The 23,490-nt window shown below is 67.8% G+C and carries 22 protein-coding genes, 1 tRNA gene and 2 riboswitches; of the genes, 13 read left to right on the forward strand and 10 right to left on the reverse strand.

The features are described 5' to 3' along the window. Window positions 1–166: 166 nt before the first annotated feature. Window positions 167–240, reverse strand: a tRNA-Gly gene (locus tag ACZYX4_RS13585). A 793-nt stretch (window positions 241–1,033) separates the two neighbouring features. Here ACZYX4_RS13585 and dcd point away from each other — a divergent pair. Continuing rightward, a complete protein-coding gene (gene dcd, locus ACZYX4_RS13590; protein WP_463876716.1) occupies window positions 1,034–1,609 on the forward strand; it encodes a dCTP deaminase in 576 nt (191 codons plus the stop codon). A 24-nt stretch (window positions 1,610–1,633) separates the two neighbouring features. Here the strand turns inward: dcd and ACZYX4_RS13595 are convergent, their stop codons facing one another. From ACZYX4_RS13595 to ACZYX4_RS13605, 3 genes are read right to left on the reverse strand one after another with little or no spacing between them, the layout of a single operon-like run. After that, on the reverse strand, window positions 1,634–2,830 hold the full coding sequence (locus ACZYX4_RS13595; protein ID WP_463876717.1) for a cation:proton antiporter: 1,197 nt from the start codon (window positions 2,828–2,830) through the stop codon (window positions 1,634–1,636). A 4-nt stretch (window positions 2,831–2,834) separates the two neighbouring features. Continuing rightward, a complete protein-coding gene (locus ACZYX4_RS13600; RefSeq protein WP_463876719.1) occupies window positions 2,835–3,317 on the reverse strand; it encodes a cation:proton antiporter regulatory subunit in 483 nt (160 codons plus the stop codon). 39 nt (window positions 3,318–3,356) lie between these two features. After that, window positions 3,357–4,760: an MFS transporter gene (locus ACZYX4_RS13605; protein WP_463876721.1), complete on the reverse strand. Its 1,404-nt coding sequence runs from the start codon at window positions 4,758–4,760 to the stop codon at window positions 3,357–3,359. A gap of 152 nt (window positions 4,761–4,912) precedes the next feature. Here ACZYX4_RS13605 and ACZYX4_RS13610 point away from each other — a divergent pair, with 152 nt between their 5' ends. Genes ACZYX4_RS13610 through mnhG form a run of 6 tightly spaced genes read left to right on the forward strand, consistent with a single transcriptional unit; the run spans window position 4,913 to window position 11,383 of the window. After that, a complete protein-coding gene (locus ACZYX4_RS13610; protein WP_463876723.1) occupies window positions 4,913–7,978 on the forward strand; it encodes a Na+/H+ antiporter subunit A in 3,066 nt (1,021 codons plus the stop codon). Continuing rightward, window positions 7,975–8,550, forward strand: a complete 576-nt coding sequence (locus ACZYX4_RS13615; protein ID WP_463876725.1) for a Na(+)/H(+) antiporter subunit C — start codon at window positions 7,975–7,977, stop codon at window positions 8,548–8,550. Before ACZYX4_RS13610 ends, ACZYX4_RS13615 begins: the two co-directional genes overlap by 4 nt. Then, the gene (locus ACZYX4_RS13620) at window positions 8,547–10,160 is read left to right on the forward strand and encodes a Na+/H+ antiporter subunit D (RefSeq protein WP_463876727.1); all 1,614 of its coding nucleotides are present in this window, start codon (window positions 8,547–8,549) and stop codon (window positions 10,158–10,160) included. Before ACZYX4_RS13615 ends, ACZYX4_RS13620 begins: the two co-directional genes overlap by 4 nt. Beyond that, the gene (locus tag ACZYX4_RS13625; RefSeq protein WP_463876728.1) at window positions 10,157–10,702 is read left to right on the forward strand and encodes a Na+/H+ antiporter subunit E; all 546 of its coding nucleotides are present in this window, start codon (window positions 10,157–10,159) and stop codon (window positions 10,700–10,702) included. The genes ACZYX4_RS13620 and ACZYX4_RS13625 overlap by 4 nt, the downstream gene beginning before the upstream one ends. Then, entirely contained in the window at window positions 10,699–10,977 is a 279-nt protein-coding gene (locus tag ACZYX4_RS13630) for an MrpF/PhaF family protein (RefSeq protein WP_463876730.1), read from the forward strand. The genes ACZYX4_RS13625 and ACZYX4_RS13630 overlap by 4 nt, the downstream gene beginning before the upstream one ends. After that, entirely contained in the window at window positions 10,967–11,383 is a 417-nt protein-coding gene (gene mnhG / locus ACZYX4_RS13635; protein WP_463876732.1) for a monovalent cation/H(+) antiporter subunit G, read from the forward strand. The genes ACZYX4_RS13630 and mnhG overlap by 11 nt, the downstream gene beginning before the upstream one ends. A 115-nt stretch (window positions 11,384–11,498) precedes the next feature. Here mnhG and ACZYX4_RS13640 read toward each other — a convergent pair whose 3' ends face one another. Further along, window positions 11,499–11,762 carry a DUF4235 domain-containing protein gene (locus ACZYX4_RS13640; protein WP_463876734.1) on the reverse strand — a complete coding sequence of 88 codons (264 nt, stop codon included), beginning with the start codon at window positions 11,760–11,762 and terminating at the stop codon, window positions 11,499–11,501. Window positions 11,763–11,940: 178 nt separating this feature from the next. Between ACZYX4_RS13640 and ACZYX4_RS13645 the strand changes: the two genes are divergently transcribed. The 6 genes from ACZYX4_RS13645 (at window position 11,941) to ACZYX4_RS13670 (ending at window position 19,015) form a co-directional block, all read left to right on the forward strand. Next, window positions 11,941–12,708: a DUF4386 family protein gene (locus ACZYX4_RS13645; RefSeq protein WP_463876736.1), complete on the forward strand. Its 768-nt coding sequence runs from the start codon at window positions 11,941–11,943 to the stop codon at window positions 12,706–12,708. 114 nt (window positions 12,709–12,822) lie between these two features. Continuing rightward, a riboswitch (TPP riboswitch) is annotated at window positions 12,823–12,966 on the forward strand. 66 nt (window positions 12,967–13,032) lie between these two features. Next, window positions 13,033–13,692: an ECF transporter S component gene (locus tag ACZYX4_RS13650; RefSeq protein ID WP_463876738.1), complete on the forward strand. Its 660-nt coding sequence runs from the start codon at window positions 13,033–13,035 to the stop codon at window positions 13,690–13,692. Between the two features lie 16 nt (window positions 13,693–13,708). After that, complete coding sequence (locus tag ACZYX4_RS13655; RefSeq protein ID WP_463876740.1) at window positions 13,709–15,343, forward strand: ABC transporter ATP-binding protein; 1,635 nt, start codon at window positions 13,709–13,711, stop codon at window positions 15,341–15,343. Then, a complete protein-coding gene (locus ACZYX4_RS13660) occupies window positions 15,340–16,143 on the forward strand; it encodes an energy-coupling factor transporter transmembrane component T family protein (RefSeq protein WP_463876742.1) in 804 nt (267 codons plus the stop codon). Before ACZYX4_RS13655 ends, ACZYX4_RS13660 begins: the two co-directional genes overlap by 4 nt. A 96-nt stretch (window positions 16,144–16,239) precedes the next feature. Further along, window positions 16,240–17,763, forward strand: coding sequence for a UDP-N-acetylglucosamine 1-carboxyvinyltransferase (locus tag ACZYX4_RS13665; protein ID WP_463876744.1), 1,524 nt, complete (start codon window positions 16,240–16,242; stop codon window positions 17,761–17,763). 67 nt (window positions 17,764–17,830) lie between these two features. Next, entirely contained in the window at window positions 17,831–19,015 is a 1,185-nt protein-coding gene (locus ACZYX4_RS13670; protein WP_463876746.1) for a glutamate--cysteine ligase 2, read from the forward strand. Window positions 19,016–19,040: 25 nt separating this feature from the next. Here ACZYX4_RS13670 and ACZYX4_RS13675 read toward each other — a convergent pair whose 3' ends face one another. The 5 genes from ACZYX4_RS13675 to ACZYX4_RS13695 form a co-directional block, all read right to left on the reverse strand. Next, a complete protein-coding gene (locus ACZYX4_RS13675; protein ID WP_463876748.1) occupies window positions 19,041–20,249 on the reverse strand; it encodes an O-succinylhomoserine sulfhydrylase in 1,209 nt (402 codons plus the stop codon). Then, a complete protein-coding gene (locus ACZYX4_RS13680) occupies window positions 20,250–20,681 on the reverse strand; it encodes a rhodanese-like domain-containing protein (RefSeq protein WP_463876750.1) in 432 nt (143 codons plus the stop codon). Beyond that, the gene (locus ACZYX4_RS13685) at window positions 20,678–20,986 is read right to left on the reverse strand and encodes a DUF1737 domain-containing protein (protein ID WP_463876751.1); all 309 of its coding nucleotides are present in this window, start codon (window positions 20,984–20,986) and stop codon (window positions 20,678–20,680) included. The genes ACZYX4_RS13680 and ACZYX4_RS13685 overlap by 4 nt, the downstream gene beginning before the upstream one ends. A 13-nt stretch (window positions 20,987–20,999) precedes the next feature. Next, a riboswitch (SAM riboswitch) is annotated at window positions 21,000–21,114 on the reverse strand. Window positions 21,115–21,204: 90 nt separating this feature from the next. Next, window positions 21,205–22,020, reverse strand: coding sequence for a hypothetical protein (locus tag ACZYX4_RS13690; protein WP_463876753.1), 816 nt, complete (start codon window positions 22,018–22,020; stop codon window positions 21,205–21,207). 161 nt (window positions 22,021–22,181) lie between these two features. Then, window positions 22,182–23,468: a heparan-alpha-glucosaminide N-acetyltransferase domain-containing protein gene (locus ACZYX4_RS13695; protein WP_463876755.1), complete on the reverse strand. Its 1,287-nt coding sequence runs from the start codon at window positions 23,466–23,468 to the stop codon at window positions 22,182–22,184. Window positions 23,469–23,490 lie beyond the last annotated feature (22 nt).

A 23,490-nucleotide genomic window follows, 5' to 3' on the forward strand; every position in this document is an offset into this window, starting at 1 on the left:
GCGCCGCTCACTTCTTTTTGGGACTCTGCGGGACGGGGGGAATTGTCAGCCATGATCGCTCCTGTAGCGGAACCGGAGAGGTTCCTGACTTCGAAGGATACAGGTAGCGGCCTATCGGCCCGGGAGGTCCGCCGGGCTGGGTCCCGGCCATGGCCGTGCGGGGAATTGGAGCGGCTGACGGGAATCGAACCCGCGTATCAAGCTTGGGAAGCTAGCGCTCTACCATTGAGCTACAGCCGCAATGGGACTGTCCGAAAGGCCGGACTTGGTCCCGGGGAACAACGAGATTCACCTTACCCCAGCCGGAAGCCTTCTCAGAACACCCGCGCCGGTTTCTGGTCGCGTCCAGGGCGCGCAGCCGGGATACCAGGGGAGAAGATTGAGGGACGGGACGCGTTACGCGTTCCGTCCCTGCGCAGTCCCCGCGCCGTCAGCCGCCCTTGCTGCAGAGGTCTCCGATCACCCGCCTGGACGCGGCCAACGGACCCTTCTCGAGCGGGCCGAGGCAAGCATTGGGCGGACCGTCGGATCGCCGTAGCAGCGGGTCGTAGGCTGTGGTGCCGCGGCCGAGGCCGCCGTCGACGCCGGCCGGACTCATCTGGCGGGTGACGCAGGATCCGGGAACGGCTCCCTGGCAGGCCGTGGACGGGCCGTCCGCGCTCGCCCCTCAGCGCCCGGCAGGAGCGCCGTGTACCGGCAGACCGTCGCCGGCCCCGGCGGACGCGCCGTCGGCGGGGATTTCGAGATCACCCAGGCGCGGCCCGGGGCGGAAACCCAGTACAGGGTCCCGGGGGTCCGGAGCTCACGCGCGGCGGCTTCTACCTGAGCGCGGAAGGCCGGAGCACCCGCGTCCGCTTCGCCCTGGAATGCGAGCCCCGGGGTTTCCTGGCCCGGCTGAAGTTCCCGTTCCGCCGCCGGATGAAGGCCGAAGTCTGCCAGTTGGAGCAGCTCAAGTCGGTTCTGGAAGAGCAACGGGGCTGTAACACTCGCCCCGCGCACTTTTGTCCCCGGCGAGTACGGTAATTTTGGGACTGTGCTGATCTCTGACCGCGACATTCGTGCCGAAATTGACTCCCACCGGATTGTTCTGGAGCCGTTTGACCCTGCCATGGTGCAGCCGTCGTCGGTTGACGTCCGGATCGACAAGTTCTTCCGGCTCTTCGACAACCACAAGTACGCCCATATTGACCCGGCGGAGGAACAGCCCGAACTGACACGTCTGGTGGAGGTTGAGGCCGGCGAGGCGTTCATCCTCCACCCCGGAGAATTTGTCCTCGGCTCCACCTACGAAACAGTGACGCTCCCCGACGACATCGCCGCCCGGCTTGAGGGTAAGTCCTCGCTGGGACGGCTGGGCCTGCTCACGCACTCGACCGCAGGATTCATCGATCCGGGCTTCTCCGGACACGTGACGCTCGAACTATCCAATATGGCGACGCTGCCGATCAAGCTGTGGCCGGGCATGAAAATCGGCCAGTTGTGCTTCTTCCAGCTCACCTCACCCGCCGAGTACCCCTACGGGTCCGGCGAGTACGGCAACCGCTACCAGGGCCAGCGCGGCCCGACGGCGAGCCGCAGCCACTTGAACTTCCACCGCACGAACGTCTAGACGCCTCGGCCGCGCGGCGAATCGCTAGACGCCGTCCGCCGTCCGCACCGTCGGCGGTTTCGACGGCCGGCGAAGCAGCGCCACCACCGGCTCCACGAACCTGGCTGCCAGCGGGCCCGTCACGGCCATGATCAGCACGTACGCGGTGGCAAGGGCCGCGAGTTCCTGGGGCACCACGCCGGAGGCGACGGCCAGGCCAGCGATGACAATGGAGAACTCTCCACGGGCGATCAGTGCGGCGCCGGCGCGGAATCGCCCTGGCCGGCCGATCCCGGCTTGCTTGGCCGCCCAGATGCCCGTGATCATCTTGGTGGCGGCGGTGACGACAGCCAGCAGCAGGGCCCAGCCGAGCACGGGCGGGATGGTGGAGGGATCTGTGTTGAGGCCGAAGACCACAAAGAAGATTGCTGCGAAAAGGTCCCGCAATGGCTCCAGGATCCTGGTGGCGCTGTGCGCGGTGGCCCCGGAGATGGCGATACCGAGCATAAAGGCCCCCACCGCCGCGGACACCTGCATGGCCGAGGCAAGCCCGGCGACCAGCAGTGCGGCCCCGAGCAGGTTGAGCAGGAAGACCTCGGAGTTTTCGCTGTGCACGGCCTTGGAGACATGGTGCCCGTGCCGCAGTGCCACCAGCAGCACGACGGTGACGACGGCGAGCGAGATCCCGACGGTCTGCAGCCCCACGACGAAGCTGACGCCGGCCAGGGTCGCCGTCAGGATCGGCAGGTAGACCGCCATGGCCAAGTCCTCGAACACGAGGATCGAGAGCACCACCGGAGTTTCGCGGTTACCGATCCGGCCCAAGTCCGTGATGACCTTGGCGGCGATCCCCGAGGACGAGATGTAGGTGACCCCGCCCATCACCATCGCCCCCACGACTCCCCAGCCCAGCAAGACCGCGAGCAGGGCGCCCGGCAGGAAGTTCAGGACCAGGTCCAGGACGCCAGCCTGCCAGGAGCGGCGCAGTCCCGTGACCAGCTCGGCGGCTGTATATTCCAATCCGAGCATAAGCAGGAGAAGGATGACCCCGATCTCACTCGAGAGGTGGGTAAATTCCTGCATCCCTTCGAGTTTCACAATCCCGCCGACACCGAAGAACAGGCCTCCGAGCAGGTACAGGGGGATAGGGGACATGCCGATCCGCCCCGCCAGCCGCCCCAGGAGGCCGAGGCAAAAGACGACGGCCCCGAGTTCAATCAGGGTCAGTGCGAGCGGATCCATACTGTCAGCCGTTGCGCAGGATGCCGGCTGCTGTGTCCAGGCCTTCTTGCGTTCCCACTGCAACGAGGAGGTCGCCGCGTTGCAGGACGGCGTCCGGTCCCGGCGAGGGGAGCACCTCGCCTGCGCGCATGATGGCGACGATCGAGGCACCGCTTCGGGTCCGGATGCGGGCCTTGCCCATCGGCTGTCCGCGGAAGGGGGAATCGGGGCCGATGGAGAACTGCCGCGTGACGATCCCCGGGACCTCGCGGTGGGCTTCGGAAAGCTGCATGGCCAGCCGCTGGCCGCCCAGCAGGTTTCCCAGCGCAGTGGCTTCCTCCGCGGTCAGCGGGATGGACGCCTGGCAGGTGTCCGGATCGTCCCACGTGGAGACGATCAGCTCGGTTTGGCCCTCGCGGTATTCCACGACGCCGATCCGCCGCCCGGAGGCGGTCATGAAGTCCTTGCGCCGGCCCAGTCCCGGCAGGTCCGTTTCATCCACGTTCATTCCTCCAGCCTAGTGGGCCGGAGGGCCATCCGGGCAGCATCAGGGCGCGGGGACCACCGCGATGTCGGTCTCGTCCGGCGCCTTGACCGGGAGCAGGAGCAGCAGCCCGGCCAGGAGCACCACCATGATGCCGAGGATGCCCCAGCGTTGTGCCTCGCCGGGCTCCACCAGCGGGGCAGCCACCGTGATGCACAGCGTGAAAAGTGCGGGGGCGAGGAAACTGACGGCCCGGCCGGTGGTGGCGTAGAGCCCGAACAGCTCTCCGGACTCGCCGTGCGGGGCAAGCCGGGCCAAGTAGGCCCGTGAGGAGGACTGCGCCGGGCCCACGAAGAGGCACAGGAACAGGCCGAAGATCCAGAACGTGGTGGTGCCGGCCCAGTCCATGCCGAAGAAGGAATGGTTCCCGTTGCCGAGGACGAGGATCATCGAGCCGGCGATCAGCAGGCCCACCAGCGACCCGGTGATGACCGACTTCGGCCCGATCCGGTCGTCGAGGAAGCCGCCCATGATGGCGCCTACGGCGGCCACCACGTTCCCGAAGATCGCGAAGAAGATGACGTCCTTGAGCTCGAAGCCGAAGGTGCCGGCAGCGATGATGCCCCCGAAGGTGAACACCGCGGCAAGCCCGTCCCGGAAGACAGCACTGGCGAGCAGGAAGTAGATGGTGTGCGGGCTGGTCCGGTAGATCGCTTTGATCCGCCGCACCAGCAGGCCGTAAGAGGCCAGGAACCCCAGGCTGGTGCCCTGCTTGGTTCTGGGAAGATCCGGCACGGCGAACAGCACGGGTAACGCGAAAATGAAAAACCACAGGGCCGAGAACACCGCGACCAGGCGGATGTTCAGGCCGTCCTCCGTCGAGGCGCCGAACCACTCGAAGCTGGGCTGGACAAAGAGCTGGAGCACTATCACCAGCGCTGCGATCCCACCGAGGTACCCCATGCCCCAGCCGAAGCCGCTGACCTTGCCGATGTTCTTCGGGCTGGAGATCTGGGCGAGCATGGCGTTGTAGTTCACGCCGGCAAACTCGAAGAATACGTTCGCCAGCGCAATCAGCGTCACGCCCAGCAACAGGAACTCCGGACGCGGGAAGACGAAGAAGCACAGGGCGGTCAGGAGCGCAACGGCGGCCGTGTTGACCCCCAGCCACAGCTTCCGGCGCCCGCTGGTATCCGAGCGCTGCCCGGTGACAGGCGCCAGCAGCGCGACGGCGGCACCGGCGATGGCCAGTGCGCCGCCCAGGACCGCGGAGGCCTGGTCCTCGCCGCCGAAGGCATTGGAGGTCAGGTACACGGTGAAGACGAACGTGGTCATGACCGCGTTGAAGGCGGCCGAGCCCCAGTCCCAGGCTGCCCACGCGAGAATACGGCCCTTGCGGGTGACCGGGCTTCCGGATTCCAGTTCGGAGGCGGCACGAATGGCCTCTGGGGCAGCAGCGGAGTTCATAGCGAGAATGCTATCCGCAGTGTGCCCGGGTCCCGGCGCACCGTGCGAAAAGAATTTGTGCACGCTTGGTAAACTGTCCGGACTGAACCTAACGAATACCCCGCCTGCTCCAACTTTTTGACAACCGAGTTCCTGACGTTGCGGAGATACCAGTGATCACAGTCCTTGCCGTGCACTTTGCGGTGGCTGCTGTGGCACCATTTCTCTTCCGGAAGTTCGGCCGGAATTCGTTTTACGCCCTCGCGGCGGTGCCCGCAGGATCGTTCGTCTGGCTGCTCCTGCAGCACGGCGCCGTCTATTCCGGCTCCGGTGCAGACCAGAGCGGCGGTGGAGCCAGCGCCGGCCCGGCCGAGGTCCTGCCCTGGATCCCCGAGCTGGACATTGAGCTGGCCTTCCGGATGGACGCCCTCGCCTGGGTCCTGTCGCTGCTCGTCCTCGGCGTGGGGGCGCTGGTCCTGGTCTACTGCGCCCGGTACTTCAAAGACAAGGACGAGTACCTCGGCGGATTCGGCGCCCAACTGCTGGCCTTCGCCGGGGTGATGTTCGGCCTCGTGACGGCCGATGACCTGCTCCTGATGTTCATTTTCTGGGAACTCACCACGGTCCTGTCCTACCTGCTGATCGGCTACGCCCGGACCCGGCTCTCAGCGCGGCGCTCCGCCCTGCAGGCCCTTATCGTGACTACGGCCGGCGGCCTGGCCATGCTGGTGGGCCTGATCATCCTCGGCTTCAACGCCGGAACCTACCGGATTTCGACCGTCCTGGAACTGGCGCCCGCCCTCGTGGCCGGACCCGACGCGGGGGCCGTGGGCGCCGCCGTCGTACTCATTCTGATCGGTGCGATCACCAAATCGGCGCTTGTTCCCTTCCACTTCTGGCTCCCCGGCGCCATGGCGGCCCCCACCCCGGTGAGCGCCTACCTGCATGCCGCGGCCATGGTGAAGGCCGGCATTTACCTCGTGGCACGGCTGGCGCCGGGATTCGCGGACACAGCGTACTGGCTGCCGGTGGTGCTCGGCCTCGGCCTCGCCACGATGCTGGTCGGCGGCTACCGGGCGCTGCGGCAGACGGATATCAAGCTCATCCTGGCCTACGGCACGGTCAGCCAGCTTGGCTTCCTGACCATGGTCGTGGGGCTCGGCAAACCCGACGCGGCGCTGGCCGGCCTTGCCCTGCTCCTTGCCCACGGACTCTTCAAGGCCACTCTTTTCCTCGTGGTGGGCATCATCGACCACCAGGCCGGAACGCGTGACATCCGCAAGCTCTCGGGTGTCTACCGTTCCTCCCGCGCCCTCGCCATCGTGGCCGCCATCGGCGCCGCGTCGATGGCGGGCATCCCGCCGCTGGCCGGCTTCGTCGCGAAGGAATCGGTTTTCGAAGCCTTCGTCCACTACAGCACCGGCCCCGCCGCCGGCCCGTGGGGCCAGGGGATCCTGATCGGCCTGGTCCTGGGATCCATCCTGACCTTCGCCTACAGTGCACGGTTCATGTGGGGCGCCTTCGCCGTCAAGCCCGGCGTCGAGACCACCCCGTTCAAACCGATCAAACCGGCTTTCCTGGCGGCCCCCGCCATCCTGAGCGTCCTGACCATCGTCTATGGACTGTGGCCGGCCCCGGTGGACGGCTGGATCCAGCCCTACGCGGCCCTGTTCGTGCCCGACGGCGAGGACCCGGCGGCCGCCGCCGGGTACCTTGCGCTGTGGCACGGGCTGACGCCGGCCCTGGGACTGACCGCCATCACCTTCGCCCTCGGCCTGGCCATGTTCTACGGCCGCAACGCGGTCTCCCGGCTCCAGGGTCTGGTCCCTGGCTGGATCGATGGTGACCGGACCTACCAGTTGACCATCGGCGCGCTCGACGACGCCGCGGTCTGGATCACCGGCCGGACCCAGCGGGGTTCGCTGTTCTTCTACCTGTCCGTTATCCTCACCGTGGCGTTCGTCCTGCCGCTGACCGTCCTGGTGCTGGCCAACAAACCGCTGCCACAAGACCTCTATTTCATCGACCCCAACTCCCCGCTGCAGATCGTGGTGGGTGCCGGAATTGTGATCGGGGCGCTGGCCGCGGTGCGCGCCGACAAGCGCTTCCTGGCCGTTCTGATGGTGTCCGTCAGCGGCTACGGCATTGCCCTGATGTTCGCGCTGCAGGGCGCCCCGGACCTCGCGCTGACCCAGATGCTGGTGGAATCCATCATCCTGGTGGCCTTCGTCCTGGCCATGCGCAGCCTCCCGGCCGAACTGCGCGACCGGACCGGAGGGAAGTACCGGGTGGTGCGTGTGATCATCGGCGCCGCCTTCGGTATCACCATGGTTTTTGTCGCCATCTTCGCCCTGGGCGCCCGGGTGGCCGCGCCCGTGTCGCTTGAGTTCCCGAAGCTGGCGTACGAGGGCGGCGGCGGACTGAACATTGTGAACGTGACCCTGGTGGACATCCGCGCCTGGGATACCTTCGGGGAGCTCTCGGTGCTGGCCCTGGCGGCTACCGGGGTTGCCAGCCTGATCTTCGTCCGGGGCCGCGGCGAGGGGATCCGGGCCTCCTCCACTGTGGCCGAGGGGACCGTCGGACGCCGACGCCCCGGCACCAGCCGCGGAACGACCCGTGACGATGCCGCGCTGGCCATGAGCCGCCGGTTCGGGGCCTCCAGCCGGGACGCATGGCTCGTCGCAGGCCGGACTATGGCGCCGGAACGCCGCTCGATCATCTTCGAAGTCGTCACTCGGCTGGTCTTCCACTCCATCATCGTCTTCTCCATCTACCTGCTGCTCGCGGGCCACAACTTCCCCGGCGGAGGCTTCGCCGGCGGCCTCACCGCCGGGTTGGCGCTCACCGTCCGCTACCTCGCCGGCGGCCGCTTCGAGCTGCGCGAAGCCACCCCGATCAGCGCCGGCACCCTGCTGGGCGTCGGTCTCGCCACCGCGGCGGCCTCGGGTTTGGCGCCGCTGCTGCTGGGTGGCCAGGTGTTCCAAACCGCCATCATCGAGTTCTGGCTGCCGGTCTTCGGCGACGTCAAGTTCGTTACCTCCACGATCTTCGACATCGGCGTGTACGCAGTCGTCGTCGGCCTGGTGCTGGACGTGCTGCGCAGCCTCGGCGCCGAAATCGACGAACACTTCGAGGAACACCCGGCGGGACAGCCCGAGGAGCAGGCCGGCGGGCAGGCCGACGGGCAGGACACCGGCGGGGTTCCGGCCGGGACCACATCCGAGGGGAAAGTATGAGCGTCAACCTGACCCTGCTGACGGTCATGGGGGCTCTCTATGCGTGCGGCATCTACCTGATCCTCGAACGCAGCCTGACCCGGGTCCTGCTGGGCCTGATGCTCCTCGCGAACGCCACCAACCTGCTGCTCCTCGCCACCGGCGGCTATGCCGGCCTGGCGCCGATGTACAGCAAGGACACGGCCGCCGGGGAGTACAACGATCCGCTGCCGCAGGCCCTGATCCTCACCTCGATCGTGATTTCCTTCGCCGTCACGGCGTTTATGCTCGGTATCATCTACCGGACCTGGGTTCTGGCCCGGGAGGATGAGATCCAGGACGACGCCGAGGACCGCCGGGTCGCGAAGACTCCCAGCTTCGACGTCGAGGACGACTCCGTGATCCCGGTGGAGACCTCCGAGTTCCCCCTGACCATGATCGGCTCGGACGGCCAATCGGTGTCCGACGTTCCCGGCGGCGCCGAGGCCGCGGTCAGGGCCGCCGACCGCACGCTGAACGCCGGGGCGGCCGCCTCGGAGGAACAGCCCGGATCCCTGAATGTCTCCCTACCCAAGGAAGGAGGCGGACAGTGAACATTGCCAGTTTCGCCCCGCTCGCCGTCCTCCTTCCCATCCTCGGCGCTGCCCTGACCTTCCTGCTGATCCGGCACTCGCGGGCTCAGCGGACCGTGAGCATTGCGCTGCTGTCCCTGACGCTGGTCCTTGAGTGCTGGCTGCTGGCCTCCGTCTGGGACGGCGGAACGGCGGCGGTCAACATCGGCGGCTGGCTCCCGCCGTGGGGCATCGTGATGGTGGTGGACCAGTTCTCCTCGCTGATGCTGGTGGTCTCCTCCGCCGTGAGTCTTGCCGTGCTGATCTACGCCACCGGGCAGGGTATGGCCGACGGTGACCGGGACGCGCCGGTGTCGATCTTCCACCCCACCTACCTGATCCTGGTGGCCGGGGTGTCCAACGCCTTCCTCTCCGGGGACCTGTTCAACCTCTACGTGGGCTTCGAGATCCTGCTGACCGCCAGCTACGTGCTGATGACCCTCGGCGGGACGGGGCCGCGGATCCGGGCCGGCGTGACCTACGTGGTGGTCTCGGTGGTGTCCTCGGTGCTCTTCCTGATCGCGATCGCGATGATCTATGGCGCCACCGGTACCATCAACATGGCCGACCTGGCCATCAAGCTCGCGGACCTGGACGAGGGCACGCAGAATCTGCTGCACGTGATGCTGCTGGTGGCGTTCGGCATCAAGGCGGCCATTTTTCCGCTGTCCTTCTGGCTCCCGGACTCCTACCCGACGGCGCCGGCCCCGGTCACGGCGGTGTTCGCCGGCCTGCTCACGAAGGTGGGCGTCTACGCGATCGTCCGAACCGAAACACTGCTGTTCCCGGGGGACACCTTCAATACCCCGCTGATGGTCGCCGCCCTGCTGACCATGATTGTGGGAATCCTGGGCGCCCTGGCCCAGAGCGATATCAAACGACTACTGTCCTTCACCCTGGTCAGCCACATCGGCTACATGGTGTTTGGACTTGCGATGTCCTCGGTGGCCGGGCTGGGCGCCGCCGTCTTCTACGTGGCGCACCACATCACCATCCAGACCAGCCTTTTCCTGGTGACCGGCCTGATTGAACGCCGCGGCGGCAGTTCCTCGATGGACCGCGTCGCCGGGCTCGCGAAGCTGTCCCCGATGCTGGCGGTGCTGTTCTTCCTCCCGGCCATGAACCTGGCCGGGATCCCGCCGCTCTCCGGCTTCCTGGGCAAGCTCGGACTGCTGCAGGCCGGGGTGCAGCTGGGAACCCCGCTGGCCTATGCCCTGGTGATCGGCGGGGTGCTGACCAGCCTGTTGACCCTGCTGGCTATCGCCCGCGTCTGGAACCGCGCCTTCTGGCGCAAGCCCGAGGACGCCGAACACCCCGATCCGGTGCTGCTGGCCGCCCCCGAGGATTCGGCCACGGGGGACCGGGCGGGCAAAACCAACGTCACCCTGCTGCCTCGGACCATGGTGGGTTCCACCCTGGGCCTGGTCATCTTCGGCGTCGGGCTGACCATCTTCGCGGGCCCGCTGTTCAAGGTGGCGGACCAGTCCGCGGTCGACATGCTGGACCGGACCCCGTACATCCAGGCGGTCCTCGGCGAGGACGCGCCGGTCCCCGCGATCGCCCGGCCCGAGCAGCAGGCGGTGTCCAAATGAGCCGGAAACGGATCTCGCTGCGGCAGGAACTCCCGCTGCTGGTGTGGCTCGTGATTGTCTGGGGCGCCCTTTGGCGGGACTTCAGCCCCGGGAACCTGCTCTTCGGTGCCCTCATCGCCGTCCTGGTGGCCCGGCTGTTCTACCTGCCGCCGGTGGAACTCGGCGGACGCTTCAACGCGCTCCGGGCGGTTCCGTTCGCCCTGATGTTCCTGGCCAAAGTGGTGGCAGCGAGCTTCCAGGTCCTCTACCTGGCCGTGGCCAAGGGTCCCAGGGTGATCAGCGCCGTCGTCGCGGTCCCGCTCCGGAGCCATTCCGACTTGCTGGTCACCGCGACCGGCCACGTCACAGCGCTGATCCCCGGCTCACTGGTCGTGGAGGTGGACCGATCCACGTCCACGCTCTACATCCACGGCATCAACGTCCGCAGCGCCGCCGACGCCGCGCAGCTGCGCAAGGACGTCCGCGACACGGAAGCGGGACTGATCAGGATCATGGGCACCAAAGCCGAACTGTCCGCCCTCAACCAGGAGGTGGCAGCATGATGCAGCTGGTCCTGACCGTGACCGCCGTGGTCCTCTCCCTGGCCGCCGGAGGCGCGATTATCCGGATCGCGCGCGGGCCCTCGCTGCTGGACCGGGTGCTGGCCGCGGACGTGCTGCTGGCCATCGTGGGCGCCGCCTTGTGTATCGACATGGCCGCGAACCGGCACCTCAACAACCTCATGCTGTTAGTGGCGGTGTCCCTGATCGGGTTCGTCGGCTCGGTCACGGTCGCCCGCTTCGTTGCCGACCGTCGGGAGAAGATCCGTGAATCCTGAGACATTTTCCGGCGATACCGTGATCGACGCCGTCTCGGCGGTCTTTATGGTGGTCGGCGCCCTGATGTCCCTCGCCGCGGCGGTGGGCCTGCTCCGCTTCCCGGACCTCATGACCCGGATGCACGCAGCAACCAAGCCGCAGGTGCTGGGGCTGTTCCTGCTGCTCTTCGCGCTGGGCCTGCAAATGCGCACCTGGTGGGTCTGGCCGGTGCTGGTGGTGGCGTGGATCTTCCAACTGCTCACCGTGCCGGTGTCCGCGCATATGGTCGGCCGGGCCGGTTACCGGACCAAGCACCTGCACCCGGAGCTGCTCAGCTCGGACGAACTGGAGGCTGTGGTGCAGCAGGCGGCCGGCAAACGCGGTTTCACCGACGACGACGGCGACGCGGCCGCCGCCGGACGGTGAGGGCTAGACGATGCGCCCTAAACCAGGCGCTCTAAACCAGGCGCTCTAAACCAGGCGCTCTAAACCAGGCGCTCTAAACCAGGCGCTCTAAACCAGGCGCTCTAAACCAGGCGCTCTAAACCAGGTCCTTGGTCTTGGCGAAGCGGGTAACCGCGCGCTGGGTGCCGCGGTTGGCGAGGACCTGGATGATGGCGCTGACGGACGCCGAGATCAGCGCGAAGGTCAGGGCCGAGCGAAGCGTGGTGGGCACATCGTGGTCGTGGCCCTTGGGCGGCTTGGTGCCCGTGGACTTCTCCCAGACGGTGTCAACGAGCTTTGTGCCGAGAAAGCCGGCGAGCAGGCTGACGCCGGTGCCGAGCAGTTTGATGGAGGTGTTCATTCTTCGGACTCCTTGCGGGGGAGGAAACAGGGCTCCCCCTAGCCTAGCGTTCCCGGCCAGGCGGTTCAGCCAGGAACGCGGGACCGGCACCGCGGGGCCGGGACCAAGCCCGTGGCCGGTGGGTGGCCCGGGACCAACGCCCCTGTCGGGCGGGTCCGGCCCGGGCCTACCTTCGAGCATGGACCAGCCCAAAACCCGGCCGCGGAGCCACCCCTCGCCGCAGAGCACCCCATCGGCTGACGGCCAGACCTGGCGGCGGCTCTATTTGTGGGCCGGCATCTCCTCGGTGCTCTTCGTGGCGCTGCTGATTCTCGCCCTGTTCCTGGACTTCGCCGCCCCGCCGCCGGTCCACGGAGGCGCCGAGACGCTGGAATTCATCGCGCGGAACAAGGGGATCTACCTCGCCGAACAGCTGCTGTGGATCATGCCGAACATCCTGGCCGTGCTGGTGTTCGTGGCCCTCTTCGTGGCGCTCGCCCCGCTCGACAAGAGCCTGGCCCTGCTGGCAACGGTGGTCGGCGGCCTGGCGTGGGCGCTGTTCCTCGCCGTCCCGGTCACCAGCAGGGGCTCCCTGGTGCTCATGTACCTCAGCGACCGGTACACCGCGGCCGGGGACGACGCAGCCCGGCTCCGCTATGCGACCGCCGCCGAGGCCATCGTCGCAGAGAACAACACCCCCGCCGTCGTCGCGGTCCTGTCCGCGCTTGGCATCCTGCTGATCTCTGTTGTCATGCTGCGGGGGGTGCTGCCGAGGACCCTCGCGTGGCTCGGCATGGCCACCGGCGGCCTGGGCGTCGTCGCGGAGGCGCTGCGGCACGCCGTCCCGGAATTCTACTGGGGCTATGGGGTGCTGTTGTGGGTCTGGTTCGTGGCCGTGGGGCTTGCGCTGATCCGGCTGGCGGCGCGGACGCCCCGGAGCAGCGGCAACCGCGGCCAGCCAGGCTGACGTCCCGGCGGCCCTTCCGGGTCACCGATGCCGACGCCAGCGGATTGTGACAGCCTGGCCCGGAAAACAAACCTCCACAGGTGTAAACTGGGCCACGCCCACAAGGGCGACATTTAGATACGACAGGGGAGCGCCGCCGTCGGGCATCACCGGAGAAATCCGGGGAAACCACAGGTGGGCGCTGAGAGTGCGGACAGCCGCAGACCCTCGAACCTGATCCGGTTAGTACCGGCGCAAGGGAGTCGAGTTCTCAGAGTGCGCGGGGCGCCGGCGGAAGCCGCGGACCCCGGGTCACTCTCCCCTCCTGTTCCTCAGGAGGACGATATGACTGATACTTCAGCCAAGCACGAACCCGTTAGGCGTGAACCTGCCACCACGCCCGCCAGACGCAGCCACAACTGGCGTGTGGTGGACATTGTGGTGGCCGCGTTGATCGCGGTGGCCGGCGGCGTGATCTTCTGGGCCTGGTCCCAGGGCGCCAACCTCATTTCCGCCCCCGTCAACGCCTTCTACCCGCCGCTCACCGGGCTCTATGCCGGCGGCTGGATGATCCCCGCGGTGCTGGGCATGCTCATCATCCGCAAACCGGGCGCCGCACTGTTCTGCGAAACCGTGGCCGCCACCGGCGAGCTGATCATGGGCTCGCAGTACGGCACCACGGTGCTCCTCTCCGGGATGCTGCAGGGCCTGGGCGCCGAACTGGTCTTCGCCGCCTTTGTGTACAAGAAGTTCAACCTGCCGGTGTCCCTGCTGGCCGGCGCCGGCGCGGGCCTGTTCTGCGGACTGAACGATTCGTTTATGCCCTGGGGCTGGAACATCGCGTACGCCGGCGGCGACAAACTCGCGTACATCATCTTCACCGCCATCTCCGGTGCCGTGATCGCCGGCGGGCTGTCCTGGCTCGCCACCCGTGGCCTGGCCAGGACCGGGGTGCTGAGTTCCTTTGCCTCCCGCAGGGCAGCCACGGAGCCCGTCTTCTCCTGACGTCCGCACACTGACCATGACATCCTTCGATACGGTCCGCCCGGCCACGATCACCGCCCGGGGCTGGGGCTGGCGGCACGCCGGCCGGTCCCGGCCCGCCGTCAGCGGCCTGGACCTGGACATCCGGCCCGGGGAGCGCGTGCTGCTGCTGGGACCCTCGGGCTCCGGCAAGTCCACGCTGCTCCACGCCCTGGCGGGGGTGCTTGGCGACAGCTCCGCGGGCGGCGCCGAGCACGCGACTGGGGCCGCGGCGGATGCCGGGGACGAGGACGAGACCGGCACCCTGCTGATCGACGGCGCCCCGCCGCGGACCCGGCGCGGCCGGGCCGGGTTGGTGCAGCAGGACCCGGAGACCCAGGTGGTGCTCTCGCGCCTCGGCGACGATGTCGCCTTCGGCGCGGAGAACCTCTCCGTGCCCCCGGCGGACATCTGGTCCCGGGTGGCGGAAGCGCTCGACGACGTCGGACTGGGCCGGCTGCCGCTGGACCACCCGACCTCGTCGCTCTCCGGCGGGCAAAAGCAGCGCCTGGCGCTCGCCGGCATCCTGGCGATGCGCCCCGGGCTGATCCTGCTCGACGAACCCACCGCCAACCTGGATCCCGCCGGCGTCCTGGAAGTCCGCGACGCCGTCGGCCGCTGCCTGGATAAAACCGGAGCCACCCTGGTGGTGGTGGAGCATCGGGTCTCGGTCTGGAAGGACCTCGTGGACCGGATTGTGGTGCTGCAGCCGGGCCCGGCCACGGACTCCGCCGTGCTGGTCGACGGGCCGCCGGAGCAGGTCCTGGCGCAGGCACGGGACATGCTCACCGCGGCAGGAGTCTGGGTGCCCGGCTACGTGCCGCAGACCCGGGCGCGCGGCGGCGCACAGGCCGGCGGCACATCCGGCGGATCCGCGGGGAACGCCCCCGGCGCCGGCGCCGCGGGGCGGCTGCTGCTGGCCGCGGAGGACCTGGCGGTCTCCCGCGAACGCCCGCGGCGGGCCGGTCTCCGCGGCGGCTTCCGCCCCGTCCCGCCGCAGCCGGTGCAATCCGGCATCACGGCCCAGGTCCGGGCCGGGGAGGCCCTGACCATCACCGGGCCCAACGGCTCGGGGAAGTCCACCTTCGCCCTCACGCTCGCCGGCCTGCTCGCGCCCGTGTCCGGCACAGTCTCTGCCACCGCGGAACTCAGCGCCGGCGCCGGGCCCGATCCGCACCGGTGGAAGGCGCAGCAGCTGATCGCGCGGATCGGCACCGTGTTCCAGGAACCCGAGCACCAGTTCGTCACCGGGCGGGTGCTCGATGAGCTGATGTTCGGGCCCCGCCACCTGGGCCGCGGCGGGGAGCGTGTGGACGAGCTGTTGGAGCGGCTGCGGCTGGCGGAACTGGTGGACGCCAATCCCTACACGCTCTCAGGCGGCGAAAAGCGGCGCCTGTCGGTGGCCACCGTCCTCGCCGCCCATCCGCAGGTGCTCGTCCTGGACGAACCCACCTTCGGCCAGGACGCCAACACCTGGGCGGAGCTGGCCTCCTTCCTCTCCGAACTGCTCGACGACGGCACCGCCGTCGTGGCCGTGACGCACGATGCCGAATTCAGCGCGGTCCTGGGCGGCACCGGGCTGAGCCTGTGCGCCCCGGACCACCGGCAACCGGGGAAGGTCGCCGCGCCATGAGGCAGGAACTGACGGTGCGCGGCAACGATGCCCTGCTGGCCCGCGCCAACCCACTGGCGAAGTTCGCCGCCGTTATGCTCATTACGATGGTGCTGGCGCTGTCGATCGACTGGGTGTCCGCCTCGGTGGCCCTGGCGTTCGAGCTGGCGCTGCTGCCGCTGGCCGGACTGACTATCGGCCTGCTCGCCCAGCGCGGCTGGCCGCTGCTCCTGGCCGCCGCGCTGGGCGGCTGGAGCACCACGATCCTGGCGCCGGACAGCGGAAGCATCCTGCTCGATGCCAGGATATGGTCCATCAGTGAAGGGTCCCTCGAACTCGGGCTGGGGTTCATGATCCGCGGCCTGGCCATTGCGTTGCCTGCGGTACTGCTGATGAGCTGCACGGACCCCACGGACCTGGCGGACGGCCTCGCGCAGAAGGCGAAGCTGCCGCACCGCTTCGTCCTCGGGACCCTTGCCGCGATGCGGCTCGTGGGGCTCATGGCCGAAGAATGGCAGACCATCGGCATGGCACGCCGTGCCCGCGGCGTGGGCTCCCACGGGAATCCGCTGCAGCGGCTCCGCGCCACCCTGGGGCAGAGCTTCGGGCTGCTGGTGCAGGCCGTCCGGCGCGCCTCCCGGCTTGCGGTCACCATGGAGGCCCGGGGCTTCGGCGGCGCACACCGGACCTGGGCCCGGAAATCGACCTTCCGCGGCGTGGACGCCTGGGTGCTGCTGGGCGGGGTGCTGATAGCCGGCGCCGCCGTCGCCGCCTCGCTGGCAGCGGGAACCTGGAACATGGTCTTCCTCGTCCGGCAGTAGCGGTGCTTATCGCACAGTGCGGGTATCCCTGTGAGATTGACGGCATTCCGGCGGGAATGACGGAGGGAAATAAATCATCCGTGATATTTTCTGGGGATGACTCAAGAGACTGTTGAAGAAGTCGGCGCACTGCTCCGCGACGCCCGGGGCCAGAAAGGCTGGACGCAGGGGCAGCTCGCCGCCGAGCTGGGAACCAGCCAGAGCGCGATTGCCCGGATGGAACAGGGCAAGCAGAACCTGAGCCTGAAAATGATCCAGCGCCTCGAGTCCATCTTCGGCCGGAGCATCGTCAAGGTGGGCCGGCCGGCGATGACGCACCTCCGGGTAGAGGGCGGCCGCACCCTGTCCGGCTCCGTCGACGTCAACAGCAGCAAGAACGCCGGCGTCGCCCTGCTCTGCGCCAGCCTGATCAACCGTGGCACCACGACTCTCCGGCGGCTTGCCCGGATCGAAGAGGTCAACCGGATCGTCGAGGTGCTGACCAGCATCGGCGTCGAATGCACCTGGCTCAACGCCAACGACCTGCAGATCCGCCGCCCCGCCGTGCTGGACCTCGACTCGATGGACGTCGAGGCAGCCCGCCGGACCCGCAGCGTCATCATGCTGCTGGGACCGCTCCTGGACGAATCCAGTGAATACCGGCTGCCCTACGCCGGCGGCTGCGACCTCGGCACCCGCACCGTGCAGCCGCATATGCAGGCGCTGCGCCAGTTCGGCCTCAGCGTCGACGCCAAGGCCGGTTACTACGCGGTGCAGGCGCCGCCGTCGGACGGACACGACCGCTCCTTCGTGCTCAGCGAACGCGGCGACACCGTCACGGAAAACGCCATCATGGCCGCCGCGCACCGCAGCGGCACCACTGTCATCCGCAACGCCAGCCCCAACTACATGGTGCAGGACCTTTGCTTCTACCTGCAGATGCTCGGCGTCGGGATAGAGGGCGTGGGCACCACCACCCTGAAGATCACCGGCAGCCCCGCCGTCGACGCCGACATCGAATACTTCCCCTCCGAGGACCCGATCGAGGCGATGAGCCTGATCACCGCCGGCATCGTCACGAACTCGGAAGTGACCATCCGGCGCGTCCCGATCGAATTCATGGAAATCGAACTCGCGACGCTGGAGCAGATGGGCCAGCGGCTGGAAGTGTCCGGCGAGTATCTGGCCCGGAACGGGCGCACCCGGCTGGTGGACGTCACCACCCGGACCTCGGAACTGCGCGCCCCCGAGGACAAGATCCACCCCATGCCGTTCCCCGGGCTGAACATCGACAACCTGCCCTTCTTCGCGGTCATCGCAGCGAATGCCCAGGGCCAGACAATGATCCACGACTGGGTCTACGACAACCGGGCGATCTACCTGACCGAGCTGAACAAACTCGGCGCCCAGGTGCAGCTGCTGGACCCGCACCGGATCTACGTCAACGGACCCACCAAATGGCGTGCGGCCGAAGTGGGCTGCCCCCCGGCCCTCCGGCCCGCAGCCTGCCTGCTGCTGGCAATGCTTGCCGCCCGGGGCGTCTCGGAACTGCGCAACATCTACGTGATCGAGCGCGGCTACGAGGACCTGGCCGAGCGGCTCAACACCATCGGCGCGAAGATCGAGTACTTCCAAGACTGAATCAGCTGAACCCGCCCGGGTCCAAGGACCCCGAGCGTTTCGGCGGATCCTGTCGCACAATGGAGTCATGCGCACCTTCGGCGTGGAAGAAGAACTCCTGATAGTGGACCCCGAAACGGGGATGCTGCTTGCCCTCGCCGACGTCATGCTGCCCAGCCTGGTTCCGCCCAGGCAGGACGCGGGCCCGGCCGACGCGGCGCGGTGGACCTTCCACGCTGACACCGATTTCAGCTACGAACTCAAACTTGAACAGATCGAAACCCGGACGCGTCCCTGCCTGGACTACACCGAACTGCTCCGGCAACTCAAGCAGGGCCGGGCCATCGCGGACCAGGCTGCGCGGGTCCATGGCGGCCGCGTCGCCGCCCTCGCCACCTCGCCGCAGGGCTCCGCCACCCACCTGACGCCGAATCCCCGCTATCAGACCATGGAGCAGCGCTTCGGGCTCACGGTCCGGAACCAGCTGACCTGCGGCCTGCATGTCCATACCTTTGTGGAGTCTCCGGAGGAAGGCGTGGCCGTGATGGACCGGATCCGCGACAAGCTCGCCGTTCTGATCGCCCTCAGCGCTAACTCCCCTTACTGGAACGGTGCGGAAACAGGGTTCGAAAGCTACCGCACCCAGGCGTGGAACCGCTGGCCGGGGTCGGGTCCCACCATGATCTTCGGCAGCCTGCCGGTCTACCGGCGGCTGGTGACCCGGCTGGTGGAAAGCGGCGTCCTGATGGACGAGGGGATGGTCTACTTCGATGCGCGGCTGTGCCGGCATCATCCCACCGTGGAGATCCGGGTCGCCGATGTCTGCCTGCGGGCCGAGGACGCAGCCCTGATGGCCGTGCTGGTGCGCGCGCTCGTCGAGTCGGCGTCCCGGGAATGGAACGACGGCGTCGATCCCGCCCCGGTGCCGACGCTGCTGCTGCGGATGGCCGCCTGGCAAGCCAGCAACTGCGGACTCCGGGGCCAGCTGCTGGACTTCGGAACCTTCACCCCGGCGCCGGCCGCGGACGTGGTCCACGCACTGGTGGACTTCGTGGCCCCGGTGCTCCAGGAGCAGGGCGAGCTGGACCTGGTGCGAGCGGGCGTCGGCCGGATCCTGGCGGAGGGCACCGGTTCGCAACTGCAGCGGGAGCCGTTCCACGCAGGCGGGCTGGCCGCCGTCGTCGAACGGGCCGTCACCGTGTCCGTGGAGGGAACCGTTACCGGGGACCCGGCCGACCAAAGCTCGTCCCTGGGCCGGGTCCGCCGCGGCTGACCCTTCACCACGGACCGGAACAGCGCTAGACCTGCTTGAGCGCCTGGCCGAGGTCCCGGGTCAAGTCCTCGACGTCCTCGAGGCCCACAGAGAGGCGCACCACGCCGTCACTGAGCCCGATCGCCGCTCGGCCCTCGGGCCCCATGGCGCGGTGCGTGGTGGTAGCGGGGTGGGTGATGAGCGACTTCGAATCGCCCAGGTTGTTGGAGATGTCGATGATCCGCAGCGCATCCAGCAGCGCGAAGGCGGCCTCTTTCGCCGAACGCCCGGGGGACGGGGAGAGCTCGAAGGTCAGCACGGTGCCCCCGGCCTTCATCTGCCGGGCGGCCAGTTCGAACTGCGGGTGGGACGGCAGCAGCGGATACTTGACGCATCTGACCGCGGGCTGCCCCTCAAGCCATTCGGCCAGCCGCAGCGCGGAGGTGGAGGAGTGGTTCACACGCAGGGCCATGGTTTCCAGACCCTTGGTGAGCACCCAGGCGTTGAACGCGGAGAGTGCCGGGCCGGTGTGGCGCATGAGCTGCTTGACCGGGCCCTCGATGAACTCCTTGGTGCCCAGGATCGCGCCGCCGAGCACCCGGCCCTGGCCGTCGATGTGTTTGGTCCCCGAATACACGATCACATCCGCGCCGAACTCCCCGCAGCGCTGCAGCAGGGGGGTGGCAAAGACGTTGTCGACGACGACCGTCGCCCCGGCGGCGTGCGCCAGCTCGCTGACGGCGGCGATGTCCACGATTTCCTGCATCGGGTTCGACGGCGATTCGAAGAAGACCGCCGTCGTCGGTTCGGACAGCGCGGACCGCCACTGCTCCAGGTCCGGGCCGTCCACAAAGACCGTCTCGACGCCCCAGCGGGGAAGGATTTCGTTGAGGATCACGAAGCAGGATCCAAACAGCGAACGGGCCGCGACTACCCGGTCGCCGGCGGCCAGCAGGGCGCCGAGGGCAGTGAAGACTGCGGACATGCCCGAGGCGGTGGCAAAGCAGGCCTGGGTGCCCTCGAGCAGCCGAAGCCGTTCCTGGAAGGTGGCCACCGAGGGGTTGCCGAAGCGGGAGTAAACGAAGCGCTCGTCTTCGCCGGTGAAGGCGCGCTCCGCGGCGGCCGCGGACTCGTAGACGAAACCGGAGTTCAGGAAGACCGGTTCGGACGTTTCCTGGAAGCCGGTGCGGTCGAGTCCGCCGCGGACGGCCTGCGTGTCGGCGCTCCAGCCGGCGGCGTCAGGGTTGAAGGCCACCTAGTGCTTTCCAAGCTTGCTGGGCAGGCCGCGGTTCTTCCAGCCGTTGACGGTGCGTTCGCCGTCGCGGTCCGGTTCGCCTTCGAAGCCCTCGAGGACGTTGTAGGAGGTGAATCCCGCCTCCGTCGCGGCGATCGCCGCGGCGATGGACCGCGCGCCCGAACGGCAGAGGAATACCAGTTCTGTGCCTCCGGCCGCGGGGGCCTGTTGTTCCAGTTGCAGCTTCAGCTGTTCTATGAACCGCGCATTGGGGATGCCGCCGGCCAGGTTCCACTGGATGAAAAGCGGGTCGTTCCGCCTGGTGCCCGCGGCAGCGGTGTCCGGGATGCCGATGTGGGCCCATTCACCCTCGGTGCGGACGTCCACCAGGATGGCGCCATCCTCAAGCTTGGCCCAGGCCTGAAGCGGGCTGAGGTCCCCGGCGTAGCTCACGCGTGGCCCTCGCCGTCGAACTCGAGATCATCCACGGCAGTGGCGACGGCGGCATCGGCGCTGGCGATCGCCGCCGGCAGCACGACGGCCTGCGCCACGATGACGCTGCTGCCGTTGAACGTGGCGGACGGGTTGCCGTGCAGCACGTAGCCCTCGGCGAGGGCGGCCGAGACGCGCTCGCAGAAGGCGCGGTCATCGGGGCCGGTGAACAGGCGGTACGCCAGTTTCTCCCCGGCGGCACCGGGGACTGCGGGGGACGGGGCGGGTGCTGTCCCGGGGACAGCGGGGGCGGACGCGTCAGGCATGACGGATCTCCTTCTTTCACGCTTGCAGCTCGAATGGTCGATATGCCGAGTATTCACCTGAAGCACCCCGCCGCGGAAAGGAGGGTTGCCGACCGGCCAGTCAGGGCTTGGCGCCGGTTCTCATTACTCACCAAAAACCTAACACCTGCGACGCCGGCCAGCACCGCCACCGGCGTCATCCTAGGTAACCGTGAGCCAGCTCCCCACACCCAGCTTGCTCAATGGCGTTTCCGCCTTCTGGTGATGACGTAGGCGCCGGTCAGGACCGCGAAAGCGCCTACCGCAGCGGCCAGAATTCTTGCTGGCGGCTGCGTGATAGCGGGCTCGGGGCTTGACGTCTTCCCTGAACCGTCAGCTGGCGGGATGGCGGGCTGGGCGCTTGACGACTTCCCTGAACCGTCAGATGGCGGGATGGCGGGCTGGGCGCTTGACGACTTCCCTGAACCGTCAGATGGCGGGGCCTTCGTGGGTTTCGTGCCCTGAGCGAACACCGCGGGCTCCACTCCCATAACGATCCGGTCGCCTGGCGTTGCACTCTTAAGGAGCCGGGTCACCGTGGGGAGGTCGGTGGAAATGCATCCAAAGGTGGGGGAATTTCCGGCGTGCAGGAAGATGGCGAAGGAAGCGCCCTGCACCGTGGGCATATCAGGTTCACGGTTCCAGTTGATGACTGCCGCCTGCTCGTAGTCGCCCTCCCGAAGGTAGAACCAAAGGTCTTCGTCGGCACCGCCATCCCGACCTTCAAAGTACTGGTTGTACGTCGGACCGGGTTCCCCGCCCCACCGCGAGTTGCGGTTAATAGTGTGGTACTTGAGTGCCGTTCCAGGATTTTTCCTGCCAAGCGCCTCGGTGAAGGAGAAGGACCCCGACGGCGAGAAGAGCGTGTCCTGCCACATTTTGCCCGGCGGGGCGAAACCGGATCTGCCCGCGAAACCCGTGCTTTGCCACTCCTGGATATACCCTGCACGAGTGCTGACGCACCCCGTAATGAGGACTTTTATGTCGCCATACGATTTCGCAGTGGCGAACGTCACCCGGCCCACTCCGTTGGTTGGGAACTGCACTTCGCCCGCGTTCAATCGCTCGCACGGGTTGGTCACCAGCCGGCCAGGAGGCGCGGCTGGGGCCGGAGCCGCCGAAAGACCCAGCACCGCTGCAATGGCAATAAGTGCTGTCACCAGAAGACTCATATTAGCTATCGCGGACCGCGCTGAACGCCAGCGCCGGCAGACGTGGGTACTCCGTCCCGTGCGCTGTCCTGGGGATCAGTCTCAGCCCCGGGGCCAGGGACTGCAGCGGAGTTCGCCGCCGCGTCTGCAGGGGCGTTATTCTCGAGCACCCGCTTGCGCGCCCGGTTGGCGCCGCTGGACACCAGGCGTTCCAGAGGGCCCTGCTTGCCTGCCGTTACGTTCCTCCAGATGATGGCGAAGAGCGCCGCCACGACCGTATGGATGGCCAGGGCTACCACGGTCCGGTTCTGGAGGAAGCCCGTGGCAAGGACTACGAGGTGCGCTGAGTACAGGGTCAGCGTCATTCCGCCCATTGCAGCCAGCGGCATGAGCGCCGCTGGTGCTTTGTTGGCGAGGATCAGCATGGCGCCCAGGACCACCGCGGCGATGCCGATGGTGTTGAGAAGTTCCATTGGCGTGGATGAATACGGTGACAGGATCGCCAGCCACCACCACGACGTCGTCGGGAGCGTGGGAAGAGGCCCCCAGGTCTGCACGTCGCGAATTCCTTCGGCGCCCAGCCATGGGGTGGATTCCAGCAGGCGGGCGCTGCCCCCGAGGGGCCCCATCAGGAGTGCGGAGACCAGCCATGAGCCTACTGCGAGTCCGAGCCCGCCGAGAGCCACTCTGACCTGCACCGCATGGGAACCCAGGTCAAGCCTGCCAAGCGCAAGGCCTGCGCAGACATAGGCCATCCAGGGGATGGCGGGGTAGGAGCCGCCTACCAACAGGTCCGAAACGGTCGCCGGGGGCATTGTCACGAGGGAGGCGAATGTTGGATCGACTCCGTCAAGGTTTGGCAATTGGTCGCGTACCGCCTGCATGAAAATGGGCCCGAGTACGGCAAAGCCAAGGGCGGCGGCCGCGAGTACGCGGGGGCCCTGCCCCAACAACGGAACCGCCATCAGGAACAGTGTCCCGTAGTAGGCCAGGATGATGGCGGCCGGCGGGTTGAGGGAGGCGAGGAGCAGGCCGATGGAGAGGATGATGATGGCCCGTACTGCCAGGGACGCCTTCGCCGCCGTGAGCGCCCTACCCGTGAGCGGCGTCATCCTGCCTGCGGTGAAGGTCAACGAAATCCCGGCAAGCAGGGCGAACAGACCAGCCGATGTGCCTGACAAAATGGTCCAGGCCAACGTCGGCTGGAAGTTCTCGTCAAACCCATCCAGGATGTGGATAGCCATCATGCCGATCAGGGCGATTCCCCGGGCGACGTCGACGCCGATGAGGCGCTGCTTTTTGGTCGATGTCATGACAGTTCCTTGCTCAAGGTGA

It is taken from the genome of Pseudarthrobacter leeuwenhoeki, assembly GCF_055412885.1.

Coding starts and splice junctions, on each gene's coding strand:
- ACZYX4_RS13600 (WP_463876719.1), bottom strand. CDS start 3,317: ATGAACGTGGATGAAACGGACCTGCCGGGACTGGGCCGGCGCAAGGAC.
- ACZYX4_RS13695 (WP_463876755.1), bottom strand. CDS start 23,468: ATGACATCGACCAAAAAGCAGCGCCTCATCGGCGTCGACGTCGCCCGG.
- ACZYX4_RS13630 (WP_463876730.1), top strand. CDS start 10,699: ATGATGCAGCTGGTCCTGACCGTGACCGCCGTGGTCCTCTCCCTGGCC.
- ACZYX4_RS13605 (WP_463876721.1), bottom strand. CDS start 4,760: ATGAACTCCGCTGCTGCCCCAGAGGCCATTCGTGCCGCCTCCGAACTG.
- ACZYX4_RS13615 (WP_463876725.1), top strand. CDS start 7,975: ATGAGCGTCAACCTGACCCTGCTGACGGTCATGGGGGCTCTCTATGCG.
- ACZYX4_RS13645 (WP_463876736.1), top strand. CDS start 11,941: ATGGACCAGCCCAAAACCCGGCCGCGGAGCCACCCCTCGCCGCAGAGC.
- ACZYX4_RS13595 (WP_463876717.1), bottom strand. CDS start 2,830: ATGGATCCGCTCGCACTGACCCTGATTGAACTCGGGGCCGTCGTCTTT.
- ACZYX4_RS13640 (WP_463876734.1), bottom strand. CDS start 11,762: ATGAACACCTCCATCAAACTGCTCGGCACCGGCGTCAGCCTGCTCGCC.
- ACZYX4_RS13685 (WP_463876751.1), bottom strand. CDS start 20,986: ATGCCTGACGCGTCCGCCCCCGCTGTCCCCGGGACAGCACCCGCCCCG.
- ACZYX4_RS13660 (WP_463876742.1), top strand. CDS start 15,340: ATGAGGCAGGAACTGACGGTGCGCGGCAACGATGCCCTGCTGGCCCGC.
- ACZYX4_RS13650 (WP_463876738.1), top strand. CDS start 13,033: ATGACTGATACTTCAGCCAAGCACGAACCCGTTAGGCGTGAACCTGCC.
- ACZYX4_RS13665 (WP_463876744.1), top strand. CDS start 16,240: ATGACTCAAGAGACTGTTGAAGAAGTCGGCGCACTGCTCCGCGACGCC.
- ACZYX4_RS13655 (WP_463876740.1), top strand. CDS start 13,709: ATGACATCCTTCGATACGGTCCGCCCGGCCACGATCACCGCCCGGGGC.
- ACZYX4_RS13625 (WP_463876728.1), top strand. CDS start 10,157: ATGAGCCGGAAACGGATCTCGCTGCGGCAGGAACTCCCGCTGCTGGTG.
- ACZYX4_RS13670 (WP_463876746.1), top strand. CDS start 17,831: ATGCGCACCTTCGGCGTGGAAGAAGAACTCCTGATAGTGGACCCCGAA.